Origin of the sequence: Streptomyces sp. NBC_00076, from assembly GCF_045041235.1 — a bacterium.
Classification (GTDB): domain Bacteria; phylum Actinomycetota; class Actinomycetes; order Streptomycetales; family Streptomycetaceae; genus Streptomyces.
Window position 1 is genome coordinate 6,801,760 of sequence record NZ_CP108242.1, and the last position, 25,945, is coordinate 6,827,704.

The window sequence follows — 25,945 nt, forward strand, 5'->3', positions numbered from 1 at the left end:
GGGAACTTGCTTCCCTGGGGGGCCTACTTCGCCCGGTCGAAGTCGATCGCGCTGTAGGCCCGCAGCTTGCTGAGCCGGTGCTCGGAGTCGATCCTGCGCACCGTTCCCGACTTGGACCGCATCACGATCGAGTCGGTCGTCGCGGTCTCCGACCGGTACCGCACGCCCCGCAGCAGCTCGCCGTCCGTGATGCCGGTCGCCACGAAGAAGACGTTCTCCCCGGACACCAGGTCGTCGGTCGTCAGGACGCGGTCCAGGTCGTGCCCCGCGTCGATCGCCCGCTGCCGCTCCTCGTCGTCCTTCGGCCACAGCTTGCCCTGGATGGTGCCGCCCAGGCACTTCACCGCGCAGGCCGAGATGATGCCTTCCGGCGTGCCGCCGACGCCGAGCAGCAGGTCGACGCCGGTGCCCTCGCGCAGCGCCAGGATCGAGCCGGCCACGTCGCCGTCGGAGATCAGCCTGATGCGCGCGCCGGTGTCGCGGACCTCCTCGATGAGGCCCTCGTGCCGCGGCCGGTCCAGGATGACGACGGTGACGTCCTCGGGCGTGGACCGCTTGGCCTTGGCGACGCGCCGGATGTTGACGGACACGGGCGCGTTGATGTCGACGAAGTCGGCGGCCTCGGGCCCGGTGACCAGCTTGTCCATGTAGAAGACGGCTGACGGGTCGAACATCGACCCGCGGTCGGCGGCGGCCAGCACCGCGATCGCGTTGGTCATGCCCTTCGCGGTCAGCGTGGTGCCGTCGATCGGGTCGACGGCGATGTCGCACTCCGGCCCGGTCCCGTCGCCGACGCGCTCTCCGTTGAAGAGCATCGGGGCCTCGTCCTTCTCGCCCTCACCGATGACGACGACGCCGTTCATCGAGACGGTGGAGACGAGGGTCCGCATGGCCCGTACCGCGGCACCGTCGGCGCCGTTCTTGTCGCCGCGCCCGACCCAGCGGCCCGCGGCCATCGCCGCGGCTTCGGTGACCCGGACGAGTTCCAGGGCGAGGTTGCGGTCGGGAGCCTCGGAAGGAACTTCGAGCTCGGACGGCAGATGATGATGCTCGGTCATCGGAGCGCACCTTTCTGATACGACGACGGCCGGATGAGGGTGTGGCCCGACTCTATCGTCAGGCAGACAAAATGAGCAGGGGGGCCCACGGATGAGCGGACCAGGGCACCTGCGACGATAGGGACGTGGCAGGTTCGAACGGTAAGCAGAAGACGGTCCGGGACATGGTCCTCTCCCTGGGCCTGATCGGGATCGCGGTGGCGGTCATCTACGTCTTCATCCCGCACGACGACTCCGCTCGGGACGTGAAGAAGGTCGACTATCGCGTCGAGCTGCTCACGGCTCGCCGCGCGTCGTCCTACCCCGTGGCCGCGCCGGAGGGCCTGTCCGGCAGCTGGAAGGCGACGTCCGTCCGCTTCCGGGGTGACCAGTTCGACGCCTGGCACCTGGGCTTCCACGCGCCTGACGGGGAGTACGTGCAGATCGAGCAGTCCGCTCAGAAGCCGTCCACGTTCATCGACGCGGCCAGTCAGGGCGGCGCCGCGACGAAAACCACCCAGGAGATCGACGGCCGTACGTGGACGCGCTACACCGGCGGCCGCTACGACGCCCTGGTGCTCGCGGAGAAGGGCTCGACCACGGTGGTGGCCGGCACGGGCTCGTTCGCCCAGCTGACGGAGATGGCCGGGGCGCTGAAGATGGTGTGAGCCGCCAGACACGCGAGAGGGCCCCCGGCGTCGTCGCCGGGGGCCCTCTCGCTGTGCACGACCTGCTCAGACGGTGGTGATGACGTCCTCGTAGGCCAGACGCGGGGAGCGCGGGAACCAGGCGTCCTCGCCCGGCTTGCCGATGTTGACGACCATCAGCGGGGTGTGGTCGTCGTCCAGGAACTCCTTCTGGACGCCCGCGAAGTCGAGGCCGGTCATCGGGCCGGCGGCGAGGCCGGCGGCACGGACGCCGATGATGAAGTACGCGGCCTGCAGGGCGGCGTTCAGCGTGGCGGCACCCTCGCGGGCCGGGCGCTCGGAGAAGAAGACGTCCTTGGCGGCCGGGAAGTGCGGGAAGAGCTCCGGGAGCTCCTCGTGGAACTCGTTGTCCGCGGAGAGGATCGCGACCAGCGGGGCGGTGGCCGTCTTCGGCTGGTTGCCCTCGGCCATGTGCTGGACCAGGCGCTCACGGGCCTCGGCGGAGCGGACCAGGGTGATGCGCAGCGGCGACTGGTTGAAGGCGGTCGGGCCGTACTTGACCAGGTCGTAGATCGCCTGCACCTGCTCCTCGGTCACCGGCTCGTCGGTGAAGGTGTTCGCGGTGCGGGCCTCGCGGAACAGCAGGTCCTGGGCGGCGGGGTCAAGGACGAGAGACATGCGTGAACCTTCTCGAGAGGTGCGTGGGACCCCGGAAACGGACCGGGGACCGCTTGACGTCCTCGACGGTACGCGAGTGAAGTTCAACCTTCAACAAAAATCGGGGCGTGGTGATCCGCTTCACAGTCCCGGTCGCCGGGTGCTACTCGGTGTCCCCGGAACCCTCTTCCCGGTCCTCCTGCCCGGCGAGGGCCGCGTCCAGCCGCGCCCGCGCCCCGTCCAGCCAGCGGCGGCACACCTTGGCCAGCTCCTCGCCGCGCTCCCACAGGGCGAGGGACTCCTCCAGCGTCGTACCGCCCGCCTCCAGCCGCCGTACGACGTCGATCAGCTCGTCCCGTGCCTGCTCGTACCCGAGCCCCTCGGCCACCGTCGCCGTCTCCTCCACCTTGCTGGTCATCCGCCCACCCTACGCATCGGCCCGTCCATCGACTCGGACCACGAACTCACCCTCGGAAACCCGCGCCCGCAGGACCTCGTCCCCGGTCACCTCGGCCGGGTCGCGGACGACATGGCCGTCCGCCTTCTGCAGCACCGCGTACCCCCGCTTCAGGGTCGCGGCGGGGGAGAGGGCCACCACGCGCGCATGCGTGTGCGCCAGCTCCGAGTCGGCGCGGTCGAGGAGGTGGCCGACGGTGCGCCGGCCCCGGTCCAGGAGCGCGACCACATGGTCGGCCCGCTCGTCGATCATCCGGTGCGGGTCCTGTATCGACGGCCGCGAGAGCGCCTGCGCCAGCCCGCGTTCCTCCCGCTCGACGAACGCCTCGACGCACCGCCGCGCCCGGTCCCGCAGCATCCGCACCCGCTCGTACTCCTCACCGACGTCCGGCACGACCTTCTTGGCCGCGTCGGTCGGGGTGGAGGCGCGCAGATCGGCGACGTGGTCGAGGAGCGGGTTGTCCGGCTCGTGCCCGATGGCGGACACGACCGGCGTACGGCATCCCGCGACCGTCCGGATGAGCTGCTCGTCGGAGAACGGCAGCAGATCCTCCACGCTGCCGCCACCACGGGCGACGACGATGACGTCCACCTCGTCGATCGCGTCGAGCTCCTTCATCGCCTGCACGACCTGCGGCACCGCGTGCACGCCCTGCACGGCGACGTTGCGCACCTCGAAGCGGACCGCCGGCCAGCGATGCCGCGCGTTCTCCAGGACGTCCCGCTCGGCGGCCGAGGCCCGCCCGCAGACAAGTCCGACGAGTTGGGGCAGGAAGGGCAGCGCCTTCTTCCGCTCCGGCGCGAACAACCCTTCCGCGGCGAGCGACTTCTTCAGCTGTTCGAGCCGCGCGAGCAACTCCCCGACCCCGACAGGCCTTATCTCGGCGGCCCGCAACGACAACTGCCCCCGTGGCGCGTACCACTCGGGCTTCGCCAGGACGACGACCCGGGCGCCCTCGCTCACCACATCGGCCACGGCGTCGAACACCTGCCGATAACAGGTGACGCTCACGGAGATGTCGTACGACGGGTCACGCAACGTCAGAAACACCACTCCCGCGCCGGGCCGCCGCGACAGCTGGGTGATCTGCCCCTCCACCCACACGGCACCGAGCCGGTCGATCCACCCCCCGATGAGCCGTGACACCTCGCCGACGGGCAGGGGGGCTTCGGGGGACGTGTTCGCAGCCATGCGCCGAGACTAACGGCCCGGTCCGACAACGCCGCTCCCCGCGCCGCTCCTCCGACGCAGCCTCGATCGCCGCGCCCGCGCTCGCACACAGAGGCGATCACAGAGGCGATCTTTGCCTTGCCGGGCGCGGCCTTACGATGGGACGCATGACTGCTTCGCCTGGCCGCCGTGTCCTGCTCGCCGCCCCCCGTGGCTACTGCGCGGGTGTGGACCGCGCCGTGATCGCCGTCGAGAAAGCCCTGGAGCAGTACGGCGCTCCGGTGTACGTCCGGCACGAGATCGTCCACAACAAGTACGTCGTGCAGACCCTGGAGAAGAAGGGCGCCATCTTCGTCGAACAGACCGAAGAGGTGCCCCCGGGAAACATCGTCATGTTCTCGGCGCACGGCGTCGCCCCCACCGTCCACGACGAGGCCAAGCAGGGCCGCCTCGCCACCATCGACGCGACCTGCCCGCTGGTCACCAAGGTCCACAAGGAAGCCGTCCGCTTCGCCGACGAGGACTACGACATCCTCCTGATCGGGCACGAGGGCCACGAGGAGGTCATCGGCACCTCCGGCGAGGCCCCCGACCACATCACGCTGGTCGACGGCCCCGAGGACGTGGCGAAGGTCGAGGTCCGCGACCCCTCCAGGGTCGTCTGGCTCTCCCAGACCACGCTCTCCGTCGACGAGACCATGGAGACCGTCGACGCGCTCAAGGACAAGTTCCCGCAGCTCATCTCCCCGCCCAGCGACGACATCTGCTACGCCACCCAGAACCGTCAGCTCGCCGTCAAGCAGATGGGCGCCGAGGCCGAGCTGGTGATCGTCGTCGGCTCCCGCAACTCCTCGAACTCCAAGCGGCTCGTCGAGGTCGCCAAGCTCGCCGGCTCCCGCGAGGCCTACCTCGTGGACTTCGCCAGTGAGATCGACGAGGCCTGGCTGGAGGGCGTGACCACGGTGGGCGTCACCTCCGGCGCCTCCGTCCCGGAGGTGCTCGTCGAGGAGGTCCTGGAGTGGCTGGCGCAGCGCGGCTACGGCGACGTCGAGCTGGTCAGGGCGGCCGAGGAGTCCATCACGTTCTCGCTGCCGAAGGAGCTGCGGCGCGATCTGCGCGAGGAGGCGGCGGCGCTGGTGGCGGAGCGTGGCGGCCTTGTGAAGGACCTCGCGGGGGACCCCTCGGCGGAGTGACAGTCAGTCGTTCGACGTAACGTAGAGCCATGCAGATCTTCGGCGTGGACATCGGTGGATCCGGGATCAAGGGTGCCCCGGTGGACCTGGACAGGGGCGATCTCGCCCAGGAGCGCTTCAAGGTGCTGACCCCGCACCCGGCGACACCCGACGGGGTGGCGGACGGCGTGCGGCAGGTCGTCGAGAACTACGGCTGGACCGGACCCGTCGGCCTCACCTTCCCCGGCGTGGTCACCGGCGGATCCACGATCCGTACGGCGGCCAACGTCGACAAGGACTGGATCGACACGGACGCGCGTGCCCTGTTCAGCGAGCGCCTGGGCGGCCTGCCGGTGACGGTGGTCAACGACGCGGACGCGGCGGGCGTCGCCGAGATGGGCTTCGGCGCCGGCCGGGACCGCAGGGGCACGGTCTTCCTCCTCACGTTCGGCACGGGCATCGGCAGCGCCCTGTTCGTCGACGGCGCCCTCGTCCCCAACACCGAGCTGGGCCACCTCGAGCTGCACGGCCACGACGCGGAGAAGCGCGCGTCCAGCAAGGCCAGGGAGGACGAGGACCTGACGTGGGAGCACTGGGCCCACCGGGTCCAGAAGTACCTCGCCCATGTCGAGATGCTCTTCTCGCCCGAGCTGTTCATCATCGGCGGCGGCGTCAGCCGCAAGGCCCAGAAGTTCCTGCACTACATCGAGGGCATCAAGGCGGAGATCGTCCCGGCGCAGCTGCAGAACAACGCGGGGATCGTGGGCGCGGCGATGCACGCGGCGAAGGATTGACTTGCACCTCGCCCTGAAGGGCGAGGATTCTGGCCTTCTCGATCGTTGCTGTGCCGCTACGCGGCACAGGGTGCGGTCGGGAATCCGTGGCTTCCTGTTTCTTCGCGCTGTGCCGGGATTGCTCCAGGTCTTACCGGCGCTCCGCAGGCCGATACCGCCAGTCCGGCGGCCGTCTTCACGTTGATCGCGGCATTGTGGTCCCGGTCGTGGACGGTGCCGCAGGCGGCGCAGGTCCATTCCCTCACGTCGAGGGGTTTGGGCCCGTCTTTGACGCCGCAGGTGGAGCAGGTCTGGCTGGTCGGCTCGAACCGGCCGATCTTGATCAGGGTCCGTCCGTACCGCTCCGCCTTGTACCCGAGCATGTTGATGAATGAGGCCCAGCCGGCGTCGTGGACGGACTTGGCCAGCCGGAGAGTTGGTGGTGGAACTCATGGCGGGCATCGGTGACCTTGGCGTGGGCGCGAGCGACCTTGAGCCGGGCCTTGGCGCGGTTCTTCGAACCTTTCTGTTTGCGGGACAGTTCCCGCTGGGCCTTCTTCAGCTTCTTCTCCGCGCGGCGCAGAAACCGCGGGGAGTCGATCTTCGTGCCGTCGGACAGAACGGCGAAGTGGGTGAGGCCGAGGTCGATGCCGATGGTGCGGTCGGTGGCGGGCATCCGCCCGGCATCCGCCTGTGGGTCGGTGTCGATGACGAAGGAGGCGAAGTACCGCCCGGCGGAATCCTTGACCACGGTGACCGAGGTGGGGGTGGCGGGCAGCGTGCGGGACCACTTCACCTTCACCGCCCCGATCTTGGGGAGGTTCAGTCGGCCGCTCTCGGTGAGGGACCAGCGGGCGTTGGCGGTGAACCGGATCGACTGGCGGGTGTCCTTGCGGGACTTGAACCGGGGTGCGCCCAGTTTCGGGCCCTTGCGGGTGCCCTTGAGGGAGGCGAAGAAGTTGCGGTGCGCGGTGTTTGGCCAGCGCGGTGCGCTGGCCGGGGTCCGGGTACAACCTGAAGGCGTACCTGAGCTGCATGACGGCGACGCTACGTATTTGGGTTATGAGTGAGATGCTGGAGATCAGAACTGGTCGGCACGGTGCTTTCGTGATGCATGTGCACTTGGTCTTCGTGACCAAGTTCCGGCACAAGGTGTGTTCACCGGTGTTCATCTGACGCGCATGGAGGAGATCATGCGGTCGGTGTGCGCGGACTTCGAGTGCACGCTGGTGGAGTTCAATGGCGAGAACAACCACGTCCACACCCTGGTGAACTTCCCGCCCACGGTCACCGTCACCAAGTTGGTCAACTCCCTCAAGGGCGTCTCCTCACGCCGTCTGCGCCTGGGGGCACCTCCCGGCCGAAGGCTGGGGGAGAATTCCCCGACCTGGTACGGCACTACTGGCGGGCCGACAAGCTGTGGTCGGGCTCCTACTTCGCCGGCACCGTCGGCGGCGCCCCGCTCACCGTGGTCAGGCAGTACATCGAGCAGCAGAACCGGCCGGTGTGAGCACAGCCCGGCACCTCCGGAACCAGCGATCACGACGCTCCGCGCCGCGGGTGGTGAACATGCCGTGTCCCGCGCCGCCGGACCAGACGCGGCGACGCTCCGCGTCGCAACCATCAGATTCGCTTCACCACCGGGCTGAAGCCCGATGCACTGCGAATGAATCCCGGTAGCGGGGGCGACGGTGGATCACACCGGCGGACGCTCGCGGGCCGGCCGACGGCTCAGCAGGCGGATCTTCCGCACGGCGGCGATCAGACCCGCGACCAGCGCGCCCGCGTAGAGCCATCCCGCCTGCGTCGCGAGTGCCGTGAACAGGCCCATCAGACGGGCGCCGAGCCCGGCACCGCTCTCGGTCACGGGCAGGAGCCCCACGGTGAAGGCGATCGGCACGATGACGGGAGCGGTCAGCAGATCGCCCCGGCGGATCCAGAAGGCGGTCAGCACGGACGCCAGGACGAACAGCACGCCGTACACCGTCAGCGACGCCCCGAACAGCAACTCGTCCACGCAGCCGAGCAGGAACATCAGCGTCCCGCAGAACAGTCCGCCGCCGAGTCCGGTGAGCCGGGGGTTGGGCATCCGTCGTAAGGCCTGGACCAGTGGGGGACCGGACGGCCGTACCGCCGAGGGACGCCGTGGCACCGCACCGCCCCGGCCCGCCGGGGCCTCGGCTCTGCCGGGCCGCGCGGGACCGCCGTTCGCATTCCGTCCCGCCTGTGGGGGAACGGGCGGGGTCGTGCCGCGTCGCGGTCCGTACTGCGGGGGTCGCGTCCTGTGTTGCTCCACTGGACAAACTTAGGTCGGTTTATGTGCCGAACCGCTCGTCGGACACGCCGTCGGCCGGACCTTGGCCATGCGTTCGATACGTCGCCGGGGCGGGGTGCGGTACGCCGTAGACTGGTGGATCGGCCCCCAGGGGCCTGTCCTCGGCCCTCTCACGCCAGCCGTCTCACTCTCACTCCGGGAAGTCGCACCGTGTCGCTCACGATCGGAATCGTCGGTCTGCCGAATGTCGGCAAGTCGACCCTGTTCAACGCCCTGACCAAGAACGACGTGCTGGCGGCCAACTACCCGTTCGCCACGATCGAGCCGAACGTCGGGGTCGTGGGTGTCCCCGACCCCCGGCTCACCAAGCTGGCCGAGATCTTCAAGTCGGAGCGGATCCTGCCGGCCACCGTCGACTTCGTCGACATCGCGGGCATCGTGCGCGGCGCCTCCGAGGGTGAGGGCCTGGGCAACAAGTTCCTGGCCAACATCCGTGAGTCCGACGCGATCTGTCAGGTCATCCGAGCCTTCGAGGACGAGAACGTCGTGCACGTCGACGGCAAGGTCTCGCCGAAGGACGACATCGAGACGATCAACACCGAGCTGATCCTCGCCGACCTCCAGACCATCGAGAAGGTCCTTCCCCGGCTCCAGAAGGAGTCGCGGATCAAGAAGGACATCGGGCCGAAGGTGAAGGCCGTCGAGGAGGCCAAGGAGATCCTGGAGAGGGGGGACACGCTGTTCTCCCAGGGCATCGTCCAGGGCAGTGAGCGCGCCGAACTCCTGCACGACCTGCACCTGCTGACCGCCAAGCCCTTCCTCTACGTCTTCAATGTCGACGAGGACGAGCTCACCGACGACTCCTTCAAGGATCAGCAGCGTGCCCTGGTCGCCCCGGCCGAGGCGATCTTCCTCAACGCCAAGCTGGAGGCGGACCTCGCCGAGCTCGACGAGGAGGACGCCATGGAGCTCCTGGAGTCGGTCGGCGCCGAGGAGCCCGGCCTCGCCACCCTCGCCCATGTCGGTTTCAACACCCTCGGCCTGCAGACCTATCTGACGGCCGGCCCCAAGGAATCCCGCGCCTGGACCATCAAGAAGGGCGCCACCGCCCCCGAGGCCGCCGGTGTCATCCACACCGACTTCCAGAAGGGCTTCATCAAGGCCGAGGTCATCTCCTTCGAGGACCTGGTCGAGACCGGCTCGGTCGCCGAGGCCCGCGCCAAGGGCAAGGCCCGCATGGAGGGCAAGGACTATGTGATGCGGGACGGGGACGTGGTGGAGTTCCGCTTCAACGTGTAGCCATCCCGTTACTTCACGTTAAATATTTTCGTCAAATGTGCAGGTCAGAAGGGGTCGGGCTCTGATGAGTCCGACCCCTTCTGTGTTCCCGTACTGACAGGGTGCTGGCTTTTCGGGCCTGGCATCACTCACCGGCACCCCACGTCACCTCTCTTCATTCGTCCCGTGCTGGGAGGAGATGGGCTGGCGACAGTTCGCGGCGAGCTGTGGACGGGACCTCACGTCTCGTAGACCGTGGAGCGGTGTCCGACATGAACGACCCACACGATCAGTTCGCCGTTGTCGATGGTGTAGATGACCCGGTAGTCGCCGATCCGGAGGCGGCGGCGATCGGGTTGGGACACGAGCGCCGTGGTGCTGAATCCGAGCGGGTCACTCTCCAGTTCCGTCAGCTTGGCCAGGATGCGCAGCGCCATGTCGCGGGGGACTTTCCGAAGCTCTGCCTGCGCCTCGGGCCGGAAGACGGTGCGGTACTCACTCACTGCGCGCCAGGGTCTCCTTCATGATGTCCTCGATGGGGACGCCGGCCGAGCGGTTCGCCATCCGCTCGTCAATGATGCGATTGATCTCGCGCTCTTCCCACTGTTGGTATTTGCGCAGGACATCGATCGAGACGACGGCGGCAACTTCTTTTCCTCGTCGCGTGATCACGGTGGGCTGGTCCTCGCGATCGGCCCGCTCGACGACTTCGGCAAGGTGCGCGCGGACGTCGCGGATGGACTCTATGGGCATCTGCGTCATGCGCTCAAGGGTACCGGATGTCTCATGTGTACACAATGGTGATTGGGTGCTCCCTTCCAGGTTCCTGTTGGGTGCGGTGATGGATGTGATCATGGAAAGCTACGTTTCCGCAGCTCGCAGCTCTGCAGCGGGCGTTCCGGTTCAGTGCATGAACTCCACCACGTCGCTGACCTGGGGAAATGAGCTCTCCCCAGTGAACGCGGCTGGCGAGGCCGGGGTGGCTTAGCTCGGCGCGGACCGTTCATTGTTCGTTCCGGTGACAGCGTTGAAAACGAGGCCGTCACGACATCGCCCGTGGGGTGGACGGCGAAGATACGGACGGGGGAGGGAGTGAAGTCAGAGGGGCAGGCGAGTCTTGGAGTGATCGTTGGCCCAGCAACGGACCTGGGATCGGCGACGGGTCACGGGGCTGAAGCCGATCCGCCGCCACCGCCCACGGCGCCGCCGGCCGATCGGATCAGTGCCCGGGCCTCGTCCTCCAAGCGGCGGGTGATGGGCTCCTCGCGGATGCCGTGCTCACCCAACTGCGTGGCCAGGTTCCCCAAGAAGTCCGATGCTGCGAGCACATGGCTTGTCACATCGACTGGGACTCCGTTCCGCAGGTCCTCACGGGCGCGGCGGGCGCCGTCCAGGACGTGGCCGATCCTTGCCTGCACCTCGGCTCGCATGTCGTCCGGCAGCCCCGACCGCATGAGCTGGCGCAGCAGCCGTTCGCAGGCACGGACGACATCGTCCAGCAGCTGGGAGTCGCGGCTGATGCCGAATGAAATGTCCGAACCCGTCGCGGCCTGGACCAACGCGTTGCCGACATAGATGTTCCGATTCGGACTGGGGCTGTACGGCGTCAGGTCCACGGGGGCCAGGCCGCCCAGTGCGGGCCGGAAGCACGGATGCACGTGGAACTCCTCCTCGCCGGGTTGTGGGGGTACCTGGACACCGTCGGAGTACACGACCTTGTGACCTCTCTTGACACCGAGGAAGCCGATTCCGAACAGGACGTCCAGTACTCCTTGCGTGGTGAGACTCTCGGCGTAGTCGGTGAAGTCCTGCTGCAGCCGATCGCGGTGGGGCTCGAACCGTGTGGCGAGCGCCGGGAGCATCACCACGTATCCGTAGTTCTCGAACAGGGGGAGGAAGAGCCGGTTGAGGAAGGGATGCGTCACGGAGTACTCCCTGGCCAGGTCCGTGAGCTTCCAGCGGGAGAACTGTCCGGTGGCGGTGAGTACGTCCTCCTCGGTGATCCGCCGGTGGCCTCGCTGGTCTGCGACGCCTTGGCACGCGTTGAGGAACTGGATTGTGTCCCTGGGGCGCGGCAGCGCCCGCCGGAACAGGTACCCGTCCGTCGGCTCGCCGGATACCGTCGGGGGGAACAACTGCCCCCATAGTTGCTCCGGAGTGAGTTTCGTCTTGAGTGAGGCCGCTGCCCTGGCCAGGGCGAGCTCCGCCAGCTCCTCCCGGGTCCAGGTGATCCGCAGCTCGTCGCTGTGGAACTTGTCGGCGTCGCCGAAGCTGAGCGTGTCGTAGATGTCAGCCCGCAGGAAAAGCGTGCAGCGCACGGCGCTGCCGTACCGTCCGGTGACCTGCTTGCTGGCCAGGAGCAACCCTGCGACCAGAGCGTGACTGTCCGGGTCGATCGTCCAGACCTGTTCGAGCTGGTCGACCAAGAAGAGCAACGTATGTGCTCCGGCGCAGCCGAGCTCGGCGAAGGCCGTCGCCACGCCGTTTTCCAGAACCTCCAACTGTCGGCCGGCGCGGGCTCCTTCAGAGGCGCCATTCAGACCGAGCCCCGCTTCAATGCCAAACGCCTTGAGGGAGAGGTTTGCCGACTGCAGGCCCCGGACTCCGCGCCGCAGCCTGTCGTACAGGCGTTCGTCACCGAGCTCGTCGTTCGCCTCCAGGAAACCGCGCAGTGCTCGCACCGATGCACGGGCGCGCCAGCCGTGCGCGGTTCGCGCATGCTCGTACAGATACCGCGCCGCGTGGACAGCAAAGACATAGCGCCAGATCAGGGACTTGGCGGTGTCACCCGAGACTCCCTGGAGCTCGAACCGCCGGATCTCGTCACCGGCTGCGTCGTCTGGAGTGATCAGGACCGTGGTGCCGGGATGGCCGTCCGGGGCAGCGAGTTGGCGGCAGATCGCGCTCTTGCCCGAGCCCTTGCGGCCGATGATCAGTGACGTGCGGCCGGAGAGGGCTTGCCGGTAGGCATGCGTGGGCCGGAAGACCATGCCGTTGAGCAGGCCGGTTGCCAGGTCGTTCTCGGCATCGTCACGGCCGAAGAACAGGTCGCTGACCGGATTGGGCTCGTACTCCATGACGCGCTCCCCCTCGGTGATGCACAAATCATCAACCCATAGGAAGATTAGGTGCGTTGATGGGGAACTGTCTCGGTAAATAGGCCGCGTTCTCGTCGGCCCGCATCGGGGGGCGTCATGGACGAACAGCAGGATCTCGAAGAGTTACTGGCGCCACTGCGCGCCGACCTGACCTCGCTGCGCACGGACTCGACCGTACTTCGCGTCGAGTTGACGGTGCTGCGGCGCGAGAACGACGGGATTGCTGAAGCGCTGTCCTCGGCGTGCGACGAGATCGATGCCGTCAAGGAGACGGTGACAGCGACTCACGAAGTGTTGAACGCCTTCGTTGAGCGTTACGGCAGGCATCAGATCGTGGCCAACGCCCAGGCGGAACTGACGCAACTGACCGTTGTCTGGAAGGCGGACTTCGCCCACCGGCAACGTGTCCGCGCTCTGGCGCGCGGCCTAACTCACGCGTTGACGGCCCACGCGGTGGCCGGCGGCCTGGTCGACCAGGACACGATCGACACCTGCGTCAGGAAACAGTTCCTCGCCGAGCCGACGTACTGGCTCGCCCCGGCGATCATGGCGGTGGCGGCCCGACACCACGCGGAGACGACGATCGTTCCCCGAGCCTCGTGCCGTTCGTCAGCGGGGGCTTCATCCTGATGTTCTCGGTCCTGATGGGGGCGCTCATCCTTGTGGGGCTCGGTGGCATAGCGCATGTGCCGTTCCGCAGACGCAGCGTGCGCGAGGCCGGTGACCGCCAGCGACTGTACGCGGCGCACGTGCTCGGTCAGGCCGTCGCGGAACTGAATGCCCTACTGGACGACTGGCGGAACGGGTTGCGTTCGTCGGTGGCTCTGGAGGAGTGGCGCCCCGCCCGGGGCGGGGAGGGGGACGCATGACGGGCGGGCGCCTGCTCGGCGACGGCCGCTACCGCTTGGACGGCCGCCTCCTCGACATGTCTGAGACACGCATTGCTGGCGCTACCTGGCAGTACGCGGCACCGGAGCGCTGGCAGGGCAGCCCCGGCGACCATCTCAGCGACCTCTACTCCCTCGGCTGTGTCATGTACGAGATGCTGACCGGGAACCCACCGTTCGCCAGCCGTGGCGCCGACATCATGGAAGTCGGTGTCATGCATCTGCGCCACCATCCCGCACCCCCGCTCAATGTCCGCCGGGGCATTCCGGAGAAGCTGAGCCAATTGGTCATGGCGCTGTTGGCCAAGAAGCCCGAGCAGCGACCGCAGCACGCGCGCGCGGTGATCCGCCTTATCCGGCAAGTCGAGCACACCCCCGACGCCGAAACGGACGGCTCCGGACAGCTTGGACCCGTCGGCATACCGCACGTGAACACGGACTACGTCGAGCGGATCCGGGAGTCGGAGCAACGCATTCGGAACCTCCTTGCCGAAAACGGGGAGTATCACTCCTCCGTCATCGAAGCCCGTTTCACCCTCGCGGAGTTGACGGGGGAGTCCGGTGACTCCCGTGGCGCTGCCGACCAGTACGAGACGCTCGGCGAGGACTGCAAGCGTCTTTTCGGCCCGACCGATCCCCGAGCACTGAACGCGTTCGACGGCATGGCCCGCTGGATCGCCGCATCCGCCTGATCGGTATGGCGGGCCGAGCGAGCGCTTCTTCATGCCGGTCGGCCATCTCGGCTCGTCCGGCGTCTTGAGACACCACGCCTGGCATCGCTGCCGCGAGGTTCTTCGGAACGCCATCAGAACGCCTGGCGGCCCGAGCCGTTCGCCACTGCGGGTCGGCCCTCGGGGTAGGCGAGGTATCTGCGCGCAAGCTATGTGGGCACTGACGTGTTCGACGCTGACATGTTCGGCCCGTGCTGGTTCTGTGCTGACCTGGATCTCTCGGCTGCCCGTTTTCGCAGGTGGGAGCGTTGTAGTGGACGTTCCGCTTCAACGTGTAGTGAGTGCCACACCACCACGTCACTGATCTGGCGAACGCCCGGTTCAGAAGGGGTCCGACCCTTTGAGGTCGGGCCCCTGGTTTTCTTCCCGTGCTGGGATGGTGCTGGGACACCTGGCCCGTCGTCACCTTTCATTACTCCTGGTCGGCCCTACCGGTGATCATGAGCGACAACTGGCGAGGCTGCCTACTAATGTCTATGTTAGTAACGTTGTCGTTAGTATCATGCGTGGGGGTCGGCGGACATGGTGGACTTTGTAGGCCGTCGGCAGGAGCTGGCGACGCTGGAGCGAGAGCTGCAGAAGGTGGCGGCAGGGGTTGGCGGCGAGCGACCCGGCCGGTGCGTGATGTTGCGGGGGCGGCGCCGGGTGGGCAAGTCACGGCTGGTCGAGCGGTTCGCGGAGCGCTCCGGAGCCCCGTTCTTGTTCTACGCGGCGACCGGTGCGTCCCCCAGGGATGACCTGGCGCGGCTGGCCCGGGACGCCCAGGCGTCGACGCTGCCGTTGGCGGGGCTGGTGGCCGCCGCGCGGCCGGAGAGCTGGGACGCCGCGTTCGATGTGCTGGCTGCGGCGCTGCCCGCCGATCGGGCGAGCGTCCTGGTCATCGATGAGGTGCCGTACCTGATGGATGGCGATGGCGCCTTCGAGGGAATGCTGCAACGGGCCTGGGACCGGGCGCTGGAGACCAAGCCGGTGCTGCTGGTCCTCATCGGCTCCGATCTGTCGATGATGGAGGCACTGAACAGCTACGGACGCCCCTTCCATCAGCGCGGCCGGGAGATGGTGCTCGGGCCGCTGAACCCCGCCGAGGTGGGCCGGATGCTGGGACTGGACCCGGCGGAAGCCTTCGATGCCGCGCTGGTCACCGGCGGGCTGCCGCTGATCTGCGCGGAGTGGCCGCGGGGCGCAGGACTGTGGGACTTCCTCGGTGAGGCGCTGAGTGACCCGGTCTCCGCCCTGCTGGTGTCGGCCGAGCGCTCGCTGGCTGCCGAATTCCCCCCGCAGGCTCAGGCGCGTACGGTGCTGGCGGCTATCGGCAGTGGCGAGCGGACCTTCACCAACATCGCCCGTGCAGCCGGCGGAATCGGGGCCACGCCGCTGCAGCGAGCGCTGGAGCTGCTGACAGACAAGCGGATCGTCGCTGCCGAGCTGCCCGTATCGCTGCGTCCGTCGAAGGATCGCCGGTACCGGGTAATGGATCCCTACTTGCGGTTTTGGCTGCACCTGCTGGGCCCCTCCATGGAGGAGATCGAGCGGGGGCGGGGCGATCTGACCTTGGCGCGTGTCCGGGAGAACTGGACCAGCTGGCGCGGCCGGGCCGTCGAGCCCCTTGTCCGCGAGGCCCTGGCCCGGATACTGCCCGACGACCGGTTGCCCGCGGCCGCCGCAGTGGGCGGCTACTGGACCCGCACCAACGACGTCGAGATCGATGTCGTCGGCGCCGACCGCGCCCCCATCGCCAAGGAGTTGTTCTTCGTCGGCTCCATCAAGTGGTTGGAGCAGTCGCCCTTCGACCGGCACGACCTGGCAGCTCTCCATCGACACCGGGCCGCCCTCACCGGCGAACCCGTTCCAGTCGTGGCGGTCTCGCGCAGCGGCGTCGACTGTCCGGGGCTCGATGCCACCTACGGCCCCGGCGACTTGTTGACCGCCTGGCCGCTGTGAGTGGCGGATCGCAGGCGAGGCGTGGGGGTCGGCGAGCGCGGTCAGTCCGCAGATGTTGCGGAGAAGTACCTCGGGCGTCCTACTCCGCGGCGACGGAGGTGGGGTTCCGGTCGGTCGTGGCACCGAAATCCCCCCAGCCGTACCGCAACCGCTCGAAGACCGCCTTCAGGTCTTCCGGCGAGTGATCTCCGTATGTGGCAAGGAAGTTGGCGTCCAGAACGAAGCGGGCGAGAGTCGTCGCGAGCAGGTCGTCCTCCGGGACTCCGGCCTCCTGCGCGATGGTGGCGGCAAGGCTGGCCTCCCAGTGCCGCATCGCCCGGCCGGCGTACTCCAGCAACGCCGGTGTGGATTTGACGAGTTCGACGAAGTCCTCGCCGGACGGGCCGTCCGGCGTCGGCTGTGCCGCAGGCACCAGGTGCGCCTCGAGCGCGTCCAGCATCGAGACGCCGGCGGCGCGGTCGCGGACCGCGGCCGTCAATGCGCGCTCGTACTCGTCCTCGGCGTCGAAGACCAGCGCCTCCTTGCAGGGGAAGTAGGCGAACAGTGTGCTCATGGCCACTTCCGCCGCGTCGGCGATCTCCGCGACGGTCACGTTCTCGAATCCGCGCTCTCGAAACAGGGTGAACGCAGTGTCCGCCAGGCGCTTCCGTGTCTGCGCCTTCTTCCGCTCTCGCAGCCCCGCCACTCGGACAACCTTTCGTACTGAGGGACGTCTCGCTTCATTGTCAGGCGACAACCCTGATCGGCCCTGACTCCTCAGTGAAGGGGGCAAGCAGGCTCCCTGGCGTTGGGAAGGCGCCTCCGACCTGCAGAGATGCGAGTGTCCACATCGTACTCCGCGCGGAATCAGGCGCGCTTGTCCGCTGATCGAGCGTACATGCCGGGTTGGGATTCCCCACCCGCGTGGCCTGGCCATGCCGCCACCGCGCCCATCCTCGGCACCTTGACGGGGCTTCGTCGCACCCGTTCGCACCTCCATGACCTGCGGCGTCACCAGACAGCGAGCTCTGCGGCCACCTCACTCAGGACCGAGTGCAGAAGTGGAGCGACTCGTTATTGACATGCACAGCAATGTCATATCTACTCTGAAATCGAAGGGACTTCGAAATTTGAGGAGAGTTCATGGAAGTGACGGCTGCGCGCCGATGGCTGGCCCTCGGCGCATTGGCGCTCGCGATGCTGACCGTCGGGCTCGACATGACGGTGCTCAACATCGCCCTGCCCACGCTCGCCCGTGACTTGCACGCAGGCACCGCGGCCCTGCAGTGGTTCAGCACCGCGTACACGCTGACGCTGGCGGGCGTGATGCTGCCCGCCGGTGCGCTCGGCGACCGGATCGGGCGGAAGAAGGTCGTGTTCGGCGCCCTGGTGCTCTTCGGCGGGGCCTCCATCTGGTGCGCGTTCGCCTCGTCGTCCGGCGAGCTGATCGCGGCCCGCGTGCTTCTCGGTGTCGCGGCGGCAGCGCTGATGTCCTTGTCGATGGGAATGATCCCGGTGTTGTTCCCCGACCCGGCGGAACGCGGACGGGCCACCACCGTGTGGATCACGGCGGTGACCCTCGGAATGCCGCTGGGCCCCATCGTCGGTGGCCTGCTGCTCAATCACTTCTGGTGGGGCTCGGTGTTCTTGGTGAACATCCCGACCGTCATCGTCGGCGCGCTCGCGGTGGGCCTGTGGATGCCGGAATCCCGCAGCCGGGTCCGTCGGCCCATCGACCCGGTCAGCGTGGCGCTCTCGGCGGCCGGACTGGTGGGTCTCACTTACGGTTTGATCCGATTCGGCGACGAAGGCTGGGGTGACGGCACCGCCTGGGGCACCTTGGTGGCGGGCCTCGCCCTGATCGCGGGCTTTGTCGCCTGGGAACGGACCAGGGAACACGCCCTCGCGGACCTCAGCCTGTTCGGGGATCGCGGATTCCGCATGGGTACCGTCTACCAACTGATCAACGCCTTCGCGATGTTCGGCCTGTTCTTCACCATCCCGCTGTACTTCCAGTCCGTGCTCGGCGTCGATTCGCTCGGCAGCGGTCTGCGCATGCTCCCGATGATCGGTGGTCTGCTGGTGGCCTCGAACTTCCTGGAGGGTTTGCGCGACAAGATCGGTCTCAAGGCGACCCTGATGATCGGCTTCGCCGTCCTCGCGGTCGGGATGGGACTCGGCTCGCTGACCGGCATCGGCACTTCGTACGGGTTCGTCGCCGCCTGGATGGCCGTCGTCGGCCTCGGTATCGGCCTGGTACTGCCCACATCCATGGCGCTGGCCGTGGGCGCGCTCACCCCTGAGCGGGCGGGCGCGGGATCGGCCCTGCTGTCGGCCCTGCGCCAGGCTGCCGGCACCACCGGGGTGGCCGTGCTCGGCACGGTGCTGTCCACGCGGTACCACTCCGAACTCGGCCCCCTCAACCGCCGGCCGATCTCCGACGGCGTCGGGTCCGGCGTGGCCGAGGCCGATTCGCTCAGCGACGCATCGATGCTCCACCACGTCCAGACGGCCTTCGTGAGCGGCATGGACCTGCTCCTGGTCGTCTGCGCCGGAATCGCGGTCGTCGGTCTCCTCCTGTCGGCGGTCACCACCAAGAGCCGCTCCACCAGCGCATCCGGGGCGCAACCGCCCGAGTCGGAATCCGTGTCGGTCGCGTAGTCGCGTCGATCGCGTGGTCGAAACCAGCGGTGGACGGGACCTCACGTCTCGTAGACCGTGGAGCGGTGTCCGGCCCGTCGCGTGATCCCGGCTCCACGGCACCGTCCGCTTGCCACAGCGACGACCCCCCGGGTCGGTTCTGAGGGACTGCAGCTTGTCGAAGACGACAGCCGGCGGGTTGTGCCGGACAACGGCGTTCGGGCTGAGCGAGGCCAGGGCCTCGGGAAGCGGCAGTGCCTGTACCCGGGCTCGTACGCGGGCGCATTTGCTGTCCAGGCATCACCGACGGCATCCTGCGCTGCCGCTACCGCGACTCCTTCAGCGATCCGGAGCTGATGACGCCGGGGAAGACGTACGAGATCACGGTGGGGGCGCCGGACACGGCGAACCTGTTCCTGGCTGACCCTGTCTGTCCTCGACCCTGAGGGAAGGCGTCGGCCACCTCAGCCTCTGATAGCCGTGGGCCGTCCGGATCGTCGCGCTCGGCACCGGCGTTCCACTGCCGTCGCCCCGTGCTTACCATGCGCTGTGTCGTACGTCAGTTCCGTACGCCCGTTCCGTACGGTCGCCGTCCCGGCACCCCGCCCGAACCAGGAGCACGGTACCCGTGTCCATACCCCCGCCCCCTGGGGCCCCGCAGCCGCAGGAACCCCAAGGGCCGTACCCGCAGGGCCAGTACCCGCCGGGGCCGGTGCCGGGGCCGTACGGACCGTATGGGGCACCGCCCTACCAGACCTGGGGGCAGGGCTACAGCCCGTACGCGCGGCCGGCGCCCGTCAACGCCCTCGCCGTCGCCTCGCTCGTGCTCGGCGTCCTGTGCTGCGTGCCGGCGGTGGGGCTGGTGCTGGGGCTGGTCGCGCTCGGGCAGATCCGGCGGAAGGGGGAGCGCGGGCGGAGCATGGCCGTCACCGGTTCCGTGCTGTCGTCCCTCGGGCTCGTGCTGTGGGTCGTGGCGCTCGCCACCGGAGGGCTCTCCGATGCCTGGGAGGGCATCAAGGAGGGTGCGCGGGACAACGGTTCGCTCTCGCGCGGCGAGTGCTTCGACGCGCCCGACGGTCTACGGGGCTCGTTCTACGACCTCGACGAGGTGCCCTGCGCCGACCGCCACGACGGGGAGGTCTTCGCCGTCGTCAAGCTGCCGGGCGGCCGGTTCCCCGGCGACGACGAGGTCACCGACACCGCCGAGGAGAAGTGCTACCCCCTCCGGTCGTCGTACGCCATGGACACCTGGGCCGTACCGGACGACGTGGACGTGTACTTCGTCGTCCCGTCCGCCGAGAGCTGGCGTATCGGCGACCGCGAGATCACCTGCGCGTTCGGCAACACCGACGAGCGGGGCAGCCTCGAGGGCGGCTCGCTGCGCAACGACGGGACGACTCTCGACGCCGACCAGATCGCCTACCTGAAGGCGGCCAACCTCCAGGACGCCGCCCTGGACTCGGTGCCCCTGGGCACCCCGGAGGACGACCTGGCCGCCCACACCGAGTGGGCCGCCAAGGTGTCCGACGCGCTCACCGAGGAGGTCGGCCTGCTGCGTGGCCACACATGGCCCGCCGACGCGAAGAAGCCGGTAGAGGCCCTGGCGAAGGAGCTGGAGGCCCTGGAGAAGCCGTGGGCCGAGGCAGCCGGCGCCGAGGACGTGGACGCCTACTACGAGCACTACGACGACGCGATCCGCCTGGAGGACCCCGACCGGTCCGTCACCACCCGCGAGGCTCTGGGGCTGGCCGCCACCCCGCCGTCGTACGACGGAGGCGGCGTAGGCGAGGGCGGCGGCGAGGGGGACGGCGGAGGCGACTCCGGACTCGATGTGTGACGTCGCCTATAGCGGGGAGAAAGTGCCTGCGTAAAGGCCCTCCCGAGAACATGTCATCACATCGAGTGATTCTCTGGCCTTTGCTTGCATCGGACAACCTACGGTTGCCACGCTGTTGCTGTCTGTACAACCTGACGGGAGCGGCCAGTGACATTCGGTGAGCAGCCGGCGTATCTGCGTGTAGCGGGGGATCTCCGCCAGAAGATCGTCGACGGTTCGCTGCCACCGCACACCCGCCTCCCGTCCCAGGCCAGAATCCGCGAGGAGTACGGCGTCTCGGACACCGTCGCGCTCGAAGCGCGCAAGGTGCTGATGGCCGAGGGGCTGGTCGAAGGCCGCTCCGGCTCCGGGACGTATGTGCGCGAGCGGCTGGTTCCCCGCCGTATCGCCCGCTCCGGATACCGCCCGGCCGGCGGTGCCACCCCCTTCCGGCAGGAGCAGGCCGACGGCGAGGCGCACGGCACCTGGGAGTCCAGCAGCGAGCAGGCCGAGGCGAGCGGCGCGGTCGCCGAGCGGCTCGCGCTCGCGCCCGGCGACCGCGTGATGCGCACGACGTACGTCTTCCGGGAGGCCGGCGAGGCGATGATGCTCTCGACCTCCTGGGAGCCCCTCGCCGTCACCGGCCGCACACCCGTGATGCTCCCCGAGGAGGGGCCCCTCGGCGGCATGGGTGTCGTCGAGCGCATGGCCGCCATCGACGTCGTCGTGGACAACGTCACCGAGGAGGTCGGCGCCCGCCCCGGCCTCGCGGAGGAACTGCTCGCCCTCGGGGGTGTCCCCGGCCATGTCGTCCTGGTCGTCCAGCGCACGTACTACGCCTCGGGCCGCCCGGTGGAGACGGCCGACCTGGTCATCCCCGCCGACCGCTACCAGGTCGCGTACCACCTGCCAGTGAAGTAGCGCGCCCCGGGAGTGGAGCGTGCCCCGCAGGCCGACCGGAAGTGAGATGGCGCACGTTCCCTGAGGAACGGCGCACGCCCTCCTGGCAGTTGCCTCGGGCGAACACCCAACCGAAGCGGCTGCGCGGGAGGTTGGGATCCAGCCGTTCTCGCAGGTCGGCGCGGGGGCGTCGGCCGCGCCGCCGACCGGAGGCAGCGGGAGGGACCAGGGGCGCGTTCGGTGAAGTGCGCCCCGGCGGCTGTCGGTCCGTCATGGCTGGTTGCGTACCTCTTTGTGAAAAGCCGTGTTCGCTGCGTAAAGGTTGGGCGTAGGCTCGGGCATATGCGGAATGCGGTTTCCTTATCGGGTGGGGCGCGGCGCAGGCGGCGGGCGGGAAGCGGAGGGGCGCGATGAACGACGGCACGATCACTCTTCCCTGGCTTGTCATACGGCAGGACGACAGCGGCAATCGCTATCGCGTCGGCAGGTACGCGACCCGGGTCGAGGCCCAGAAGATCGCGGACAGTCTCGACGGTCGCGGCCACAAACAGCTCTACTGGGTCGAGCGCATCGGCCCGAACGGAACGAGCTCGGCCGACTGATCCCGCCCCGCGCCGGCCCGCCTGCCCTCCCGTAGGCTCCGGCGCATGACGGAACGGATCGTGGTGGTGGGGGCCGCCCTCCTCGACGGCGGCCGCCTCCTCGCCGCACGTCGCAGCGCGCCCGAGGAGCTGGCCGGCCGCTGGGAGTTGCCCGGCGGCAAGGTGGAGCGGGGAGAGACGCCCGAGGCGGCCCTGGTACGGGAACTGCGCGAGGAACTCGGCATCGCCGCCGAGCCCGTCGAGCGGGTGCCGGGGGAGTGGCCCCTGAAGGTGCCGTACGTCCTCCAGGTGTGGACCGCCCGACTGCTCCCCGGCTCCGGTGGGCCCCGACCCCTCCAGGACCATGACGAACTGCGCTGGCTGACCCCTGACGAGTTGTGGGACGTGGACTGGCTGGAGCAGGACGTTCCCGCGGTGCGCGCGACGATCGCGCTGCTCGACAGCCGCGCGCGCTGATCACGCGTACGCCGTTTGTGCCACAGTGCGCCGTCAGGTGCGGTACTGGCTACTTGATACCGGGTATGTGCCCATTAACCCCATGAAAACGGACATGGGTGAGCTGGTCGGCCCCGGGATGTGATCGGCGTGATCGACACCGAAGGCGACTGGGCCGAGTGGACCTTCCCCGCGGAACCGGACGCCGTGCGAGCGGCCCGTGCCGCCGTCCGCGGCCTCCTGCGCGAGTGGGACCTCGACAGCCTCGCCGACCTGGCCGCCCTGCTCGTCAGCGAACTGGTCACCAACTCCCTGCGGCACGCCACCGGCCCCATCGGGGTACGGCTGGTGCGGCCCGCCCACCTCGGCGGTGTCCTGCTGGTGGAGGTCTCCGACCCGCTCCCGGACCCGCCCCGCCAACGGATCGCCCGCCCCGAGGACGAGAGCGGCAGGGGCCTGCTCCTGGTCGCGCGTTCCTCGAGTCGCTGGGGTACCCGGCCCGGCGACATGGGCAAGACGGTGTGGTTCGAACTCGCCGTGCCCGGGTGATCCGGGGTGTACGTCGGGGGCCGCGTTGTCCATGGACTGGTTCAGGCCGGTGACGGTTGTTGACGGGAGTGGTTCGACGAGGTGTCCGCTGGTTAGAAGACTGTTGGTGTTGGCGCGGTCCGGACCGAAAACCATCGGGACCGCGCTGTGATCGTGAACACCGTGTTGTGCGGCGCCGTAGTGCTGGATACTGCGGGCAGCCGCTGCCGGTGACTGGTGCCGGACGCGGTGAGCTGGAGGGGACGGTTCGCGTGAGCGAGATACCAGCGAAGGCCACCGGGTCCGAGGACCCGGCGGACCGCGCGGGGGACGGGGCTGCGGCTGACGCCGTGGCTCAGACCGTGCCGGGCGAGGTGCCGCCGCCCGGTGACGCCATGTGGCAGAGCAGTCCGCCCGGCTCGATCTACGACTACATCAAGGTCGCCTCGTTCTCCATCGGCCCCGGCGGGCTGGTCGACCAATGGAGCCTGCGCGCCGAGCAGCTCTTCGGCATCCCGGCCGCGCGGGCCGTGGGCATGGATCCCATCGAGGCGTTCGTCGACCCCGATCTGCGTGAGCGGGGCCAGCGCAAGATGGCGGAGATCCTCGACGGCCGGGAGTGGACCGGAGTGGTCCCCTTCCGGGCGCCGGCCACGTCCGGGGAGCCCGGTCGGCAGGGCCTCGCCGAGGTCTACGTCATGCCGACGCGCACCGAGGACGGTGAGAAGGCCGCCGTCTGCATCGTCGTGGACGTGCGCACTCTGCGTAGCATCGAGACCGACCTCGCCGCTTCGCAGTCAATATTCGGCCAATCTCCTTTCGGTTTCCTGCTCATCGACACCGATCTGCGGGTGCGCCGCGCCAACCAGCAGTTCGCCAACACCTTCGGCGGCACCCCTGACGACCACCGAGGCCGCGGCGTCCACGACTACCTCCAGCGCTCCGAGGCCGAGCGGGTCGCCGCGACGCTGCGCCGGGTGCTGGAAACCGGCAACTCCATCACGGACATGCACGTCACGGGCTTCGTGCCGGGCTCCGACGAGCGCCGCCACTGGTCCATCAACCTCTACCGGGTGCACAGCGGCTCCGGCCGCCCCATCGGTATCGCCTGGCTCGGACTCGACATCACCGCCCGCCGGGCCGCCGCCCGTGAGGCCGCCGCCGCCCGACGGAACCTCGCCCTCCTGAACGAGGCAGGTGCCCGCATAGGGAACTCCCTCGACCTGGAGACCACCGCCCGCGAACTCCTCGACGTCGTCGTCCCCGGCTTCTGCGACCTCGCCACCGTCGACCTGTACCAAGGGCTGCTGGCCGGCGACGAGACCCCGCCCGGCCTCGCCGACGGCAGCGCCGAACTGCGCCGGGTCGCCTTCGCCAGCGCCGTCTCCGACGCGCCCTTCGTCGGCTCCGGCGAGCCCGTCGAGCTCGGCGCGGTCCACCACTTCCCCTTCAACTCGCTCTGCGCGGACGCCCTGCGCACGGCCAAGCCGCAATACATCCCCGCCGAGGAGGGCGGCCTCGTCCAGTCGACGCTCGCCGTGCCGATGGTCGCGCACGACACCGTCGTCGGCCTGGCACAGTTCTCGCGGACCAAGGGCAGCGAACCGTTCGGCGACCGGGACCGGGACCTGGCGGTGGAGTTGGCGGCCCGCGCGGCCGTCTGCATCGACAACGCGCGCCTGTACCGGCGCGAGCACGAGCGGGCGTTGATGCTGCAGCGGTCCTTGCTGCCCCCCGGCGACCCGGTCGCCTCGGGCCTCGACATCGCCTGCCGCTATCTGCCCGGCAACTCCTCCTCCGACCGGCCGAGCGAGGTCGGCGGCGACTGGTTCGACGTCATCGAACTGCCGGGCCACCGTACGGCGTTGGTGGTGGGCGACGTGATGGGCCGCGGGCTGCGCGCGGCGGTCGCGATGGGCGAACTGCGTTCCGCCGTCCGGACGCTGGCGCTGCTGGACCTGGAACCGGCCGAGGTGCTCTCCGCGTTGGACGAGATCGCGCGCGGCCTCGGGGCACCGGGCGGAGTCCAGCAGGCCACCCGCGCCGCCCGCCGCCCCCGCGAGGCCGATCTGTCCGAGGTGTACCTCGCGACCTGCGTCTACGCGGTCTACGACTCGGTGACCCGCCGGTGCACCTTCGCCAACGCGGGCCATCTGCCTCCCGTGCTGGTCGAGCCCGGCGAGGCGGCCCTCATGCTCGACGTGCCGCCCGGCATGCCGCTCGGCGTCGGCGGCGAGCCGTTCGAGGAGGTCGAGGTCGACCTCCCCGAGGGCGCCCTTCTCGCGCTCTACACGGATGGACTGGTCGAGAGCCGCGACCATCCCCTGGACGAGGGCCTCCAGGCGTTCGTCGGCGCGATCACCGACCCCTCCAGCGCCCTGGAGGACGTCTGCGACCACGTCCTCAACACCCTCGACACCCACCACGGTGAGGACGACATCGCCCTGCTCATGGCCCGCGTCCAGGGCCTGCCCGCCGACTCGGTCGGCGACTGGACACTGCCGCGCGAGCCGCGCAGTGTGGGCAAGGCCCGTGAGTACGCCCGTGCCCAGCTGCTCCGCTGGGACATGGAACCCCTGGTCGACACGACGGAGTTGCTGGTCAGCGAACTGGTGACGAACGCCCTGCGGTACGGCGAGGGCGAGATCAGACTGCGTCTCCTGCTGGACCGCACCCTGGTGTGCGAGGTCTGGGACTCCGGCCTGGTCCAGCCGCGCCGCCGCCGTGCCCGCGACACCGACGAGGGAGGCCGGGGCCTCCAACTCGTCGGCCTCCTCAGCGCGGCCTGGGGCTCCCGGCGTACGCCCCGCGGCAAGACGGTGTGGTTCGAACTCCCGCTCCCGGACGGGGAGCACACACTGGCGGACCCGGCGGAGGCGCTGCTCAGCCTGTTCTGACGGGTGAGGGCGCGGCGGCCGGGTT

Annotated in this window: 25 protein-coding genes and 2 pseudogenes; 17 read left to right on the plus strand and 10 right to left on the minus strand. The window is 68.9% G+C overall.

Annotated features, from left to right (window positions below; all coding sequences use genetic code 11):
* Positions 1–23: 23 nt before the first annotated feature.
* Positions 24–1,058: a class II fructose-bisphosphatase gene (gene glpX, locus OHA64_RS31085; RefSeq protein WP_405618675.1), complete on the minus strand. Its 1,035-nt coding sequence runs from the start codon at positions 1,056–1,058 to the stop codon at positions 24–26.
* Positions 1,059–1,183: 125 nt separating this feature from the next.
* On the opposite strand from glpX, the gene OHA64_RS31090 reads away from it, so the two are divergent.
* On the plus strand, positions 1,184–1,705 hold the full coding sequence (locus OHA64_RS31090) for a DUF4245 domain-containing protein (RefSeq protein ID WP_405618677.1): 522 nt from the start codon (positions 1,184–1,186) through the stop codon (positions 1,703–1,705).
* A gap of 66 nt (positions 1,706–1,771) precedes the next feature.
* Here OHA64_RS31090 and OHA64_RS31095 read toward each other — a convergent pair whose 3' ends face one another.
* From OHA64_RS31095 to xseA, 3 genes are all read right to left on the minus strand, one after another.
* Complete coding sequence (locus tag OHA64_RS31095) at positions 1,772–2,362, minus strand: malonic semialdehyde reductase (RefSeq protein WP_405618679.1); 591 nt, start codon at positions 2,360–2,362, stop codon at positions 1,772–1,774.
* A gap of 142 nt (positions 2,363–2,504) precedes the next feature.
* Positions 2,505–2,759 (minus strand): exodeoxyribonuclease VII small subunit, encoded by a 255-nt coding sequence (locus tag OHA64_RS31100; RefSeq protein ID WP_405618681.1) that lies wholly within the window; start codon positions 2,757–2,759, stop codon positions 2,505–2,507.
* 9 nt (positions 2,760–2,768) lie between these two features.
* The gene (xseA, locus tag OHA64_RS31105) at positions 2,769–3,989 is read right to left on the minus strand and encodes an exodeoxyribonuclease VII large subunit (protein ID WP_405618684.1); all 1,221 of its coding nucleotides are present in this window, start codon (positions 3,987–3,989) and stop codon (positions 2,769–2,771) included.
* Between the two features lie 137 nt (positions 3,990–4,126).
* Here xseA and OHA64_RS31110 point away from each other — a divergent pair, with 137 nt between their 5' ends.
* On the plus strand, positions 4,127–5,161 hold the full coding sequence (locus OHA64_RS31110; RefSeq protein WP_405618686.1) for a 4-hydroxy-3-methylbut-2-enyl diphosphate reductase: 1,035 nt from the start codon (positions 4,127–4,129) through the stop codon (positions 5,159–5,161).
* Positions 5,162–5,190: 29 nt separating this feature from the next.
* Positions 5,191–5,934 carry a polyphosphate--glucose phosphotransferase gene (ppgK, locus tag OHA64_RS31115; protein WP_405618689.1) on the plus strand — a complete coding sequence of 248 codons (744 nt, stop codon included), beginning with the start codon at positions 5,191–5,193 and terminating at the stop codon, positions 5,932–5,934.
* Positions 5,935–5,990: 56 nt separating this feature from the next.
* Here ppgK and OHA64_RS31120 read toward each other — a convergent pair.
* A pseudogene (locus OHA64_RS31120) lies at positions 5,991–6,889 on the minus strand (RNA-guided endonuclease InsQ/TnpB family protein); the annotation flags it as partial.
* Between the two features lie 86 nt (positions 6,890–6,975).
* Between OHA64_RS31120 and tnpA the strand changes: the two are divergent.
* Positions 6,976–7,423 (plus strand): annotated as a pseudogene (gene tnpA, locus OHA64_RS31125) (IS200/IS605 family transposase).
* A gap of 186 nt (positions 7,424–7,609) precedes the next feature.
* Here tnpA and OHA64_RS31130 read toward each other — a convergent pair.
* Complete coding sequence (locus OHA64_RS31130; RefSeq protein ID WP_405618691.1) at positions 7,610–8,209, minus strand: DUF6542 domain-containing protein; 600 nt, start codon at positions 8,207–8,209, stop codon at positions 7,610–7,612.
* A 189-nt stretch (positions 8,210–8,398) separates the two neighbouring features.
* Here OHA64_RS31130 and ychF point away from each other — a divergent pair, with 189 nt between their 5' ends.
* Complete coding sequence (gene ychF, locus OHA64_RS31135; RefSeq protein WP_405618693.1) at positions 8,399–9,487, plus strand: redox-regulated ATPase YchF; 1,089 nt, start codon at positions 8,399–8,401, stop codon at positions 9,485–9,487.
* Between the two features lie 218 nt (positions 9,488–9,705).
* On the opposite strand, the gene OHA64_RS31140 is transcribed toward ychF, so the two are convergent.
* The 3 genes from OHA64_RS31140 to OHA64_RS31150 form a co-directional block, all read right to left on the minus strand.
* The gene (locus OHA64_RS31140; protein WP_405618695.1) at positions 9,706–9,969 is read right to left on the minus strand and encodes a type II toxin-antitoxin system RelE/ParE family toxin; all 264 of its coding nucleotides are present in this window, start codon (positions 9,967–9,969) and stop codon (positions 9,706–9,708) included.
* Complete coding sequence (locus OHA64_RS31145; RefSeq protein ID WP_405618697.1) at positions 9,962–10,228, minus strand: type II toxin-antitoxin system Phd/YefM family antitoxin; 267 nt, start codon at positions 10,226–10,228, stop codon at positions 9,962–9,964. The genes OHA64_RS31140 and OHA64_RS31145 overlap by 8 nt, the downstream gene beginning before the upstream one ends.
* A 401-nt stretch (positions 10,229–10,629) precedes the next feature.
* Positions 10,630–12,543: a P-loop ATPase, Sll1717 family gene (locus OHA64_RS31150; RefSeq protein WP_405618699.1), complete on the minus strand. Its 1,914-nt coding sequence runs from the start codon at positions 12,541–12,543 to the stop codon at positions 10,630–10,632.
* 117 nt (positions 12,544–12,660) lie between these two features.
* Between OHA64_RS31150 and OHA64_RS31155 the strand changes: the two genes are divergently transcribed.
* The 4 genes from OHA64_RS31155 (at position 12,661) to OHA64_RS31170 (ending at position 16,123) form a co-directional block, all read left to right on the plus strand.
* Complete coding sequence (locus OHA64_RS31155; protein ID WP_405618701.1) at positions 12,661–13,194, plus strand: hypothetical protein; 534 nt, start codon at positions 12,661–12,663, stop codon at positions 13,192–13,194.
* The gene (locus OHA64_RS31160; protein WP_405618703.1) at positions 13,164–13,433 is read left to right on the plus strand and encodes a hypothetical protein; all 270 of its coding nucleotides are present in this window, start codon (positions 13,164–13,166) and stop codon (positions 13,431–13,433) included. Before OHA64_RS31155 ends, OHA64_RS31160 begins: the two co-directional genes overlap by 31 nt.
* Positions 13,430–14,143: a protein kinase domain-containing protein gene (locus OHA64_RS31165; RefSeq protein WP_405618705.1), complete on the plus strand. Its 714-nt coding sequence runs from the start codon at positions 13,430–13,432 to the stop codon at positions 14,141–14,143. Before OHA64_RS31160 ends, OHA64_RS31165 begins: the two co-directional genes overlap by 4 nt.
* A gap of 561 nt (positions 14,144–14,704) precedes the next feature.
* Entirely contained in the window at positions 14,705–16,123 is a 1,419-nt protein-coding gene (locus OHA64_RS31170) for an ATP-binding protein (protein WP_405618707.1), read from the plus strand.
* Positions 16,124–16,202: 79 nt separating this feature from the next.
* Here the strand turns inward: OHA64_RS31170 and OHA64_RS31175 are convergent, their stop codons facing one another.
* On the minus strand, positions 16,203–16,808 hold the full coding sequence (locus OHA64_RS31175; RefSeq protein ID WP_405618709.1) for a TetR family transcriptional regulator: 606 nt from the start codon (positions 16,806–16,808) through the stop codon (positions 16,203–16,205).
* Between the two features lie 437 nt (positions 16,809–17,245).
* Between OHA64_RS31175 and OHA64_RS31180 the strand changes: the two genes are divergently transcribed.
* The 8 genes from OHA64_RS31180 (at position 17,246) to OHA64_RS31215 (ending at position 25,920) form a co-directional block, all read left to right on the plus strand.
* Entirely contained in the window at positions 17,246–18,763 is a 1,518-nt protein-coding gene (locus OHA64_RS31180; protein ID WP_405618711.1) for an MFS transporter, read from the plus strand.
* Positions 18,764–18,996: 233 nt separating this feature from the next.
* Positions 18,997–19,188, plus strand: a complete 192-nt coding sequence (locus OHA64_RS31185; protein ID WP_405618713.1) for a CocE/NonD family hydrolase C-terminal non-catalytic domain-containing protein — start codon at positions 18,997–18,999, stop codon at positions 19,186–19,188.
* A 182-nt stretch (positions 19,189–19,370) separates the two neighbouring features.
* Positions 19,371–20,579, plus strand: a complete 1,209-nt coding sequence (locus OHA64_RS31190) for a DUF4190 domain-containing protein (RefSeq protein WP_405618715.1) — start codon at positions 19,371–19,373, stop codon at positions 20,577–20,579.
* A gap of 147 nt (positions 20,580–20,726) precedes the next feature.
* Entirely contained in the window at positions 20,727–21,479 is a 753-nt protein-coding gene (locus tag OHA64_RS31195; RefSeq protein ID WP_405618717.1) for a GntR family transcriptional regulator, read from the plus strand.
* A gap of 389 nt (positions 21,480–21,868) precedes the next feature.
* Positions 21,869–22,060, plus strand: coding sequence for an SPOR domain-containing protein (locus OHA64_RS31200; protein ID WP_405618719.1), 192 nt, complete (start codon positions 21,869–21,871; stop codon positions 22,058–22,060).
* Between the two features lie 45 nt (positions 22,061–22,105).
* Entirely contained in the window at positions 22,106–22,516 is a 411-nt protein-coding gene (locus tag OHA64_RS31205) for a (deoxy)nucleoside triphosphate pyrophosphohydrolase (protein WP_405618721.1), read from the plus strand.
* Between the two features lie 120 nt (positions 22,517–22,636).
* Positions 22,637–23,044, plus strand: a complete 408-nt coding sequence (locus OHA64_RS31210) for an ATP-binding protein (RefSeq protein WP_405618723.1) — start codon at positions 22,637–22,639, stop codon at positions 23,042–23,044.
* Positions 23,045–23,295: 251 nt separating this feature from the next.
* Complete coding sequence (locus OHA64_RS31215) at positions 23,296–25,920, plus strand: SpoIIE family protein phosphatase (RefSeq protein WP_405618725.1); 2,625 nt, start codon at positions 23,296–23,298, stop codon at positions 25,918–25,920.
* The last annotated feature ends 25 nt before the right edge of the window (positions 25,921–25,945 follow it).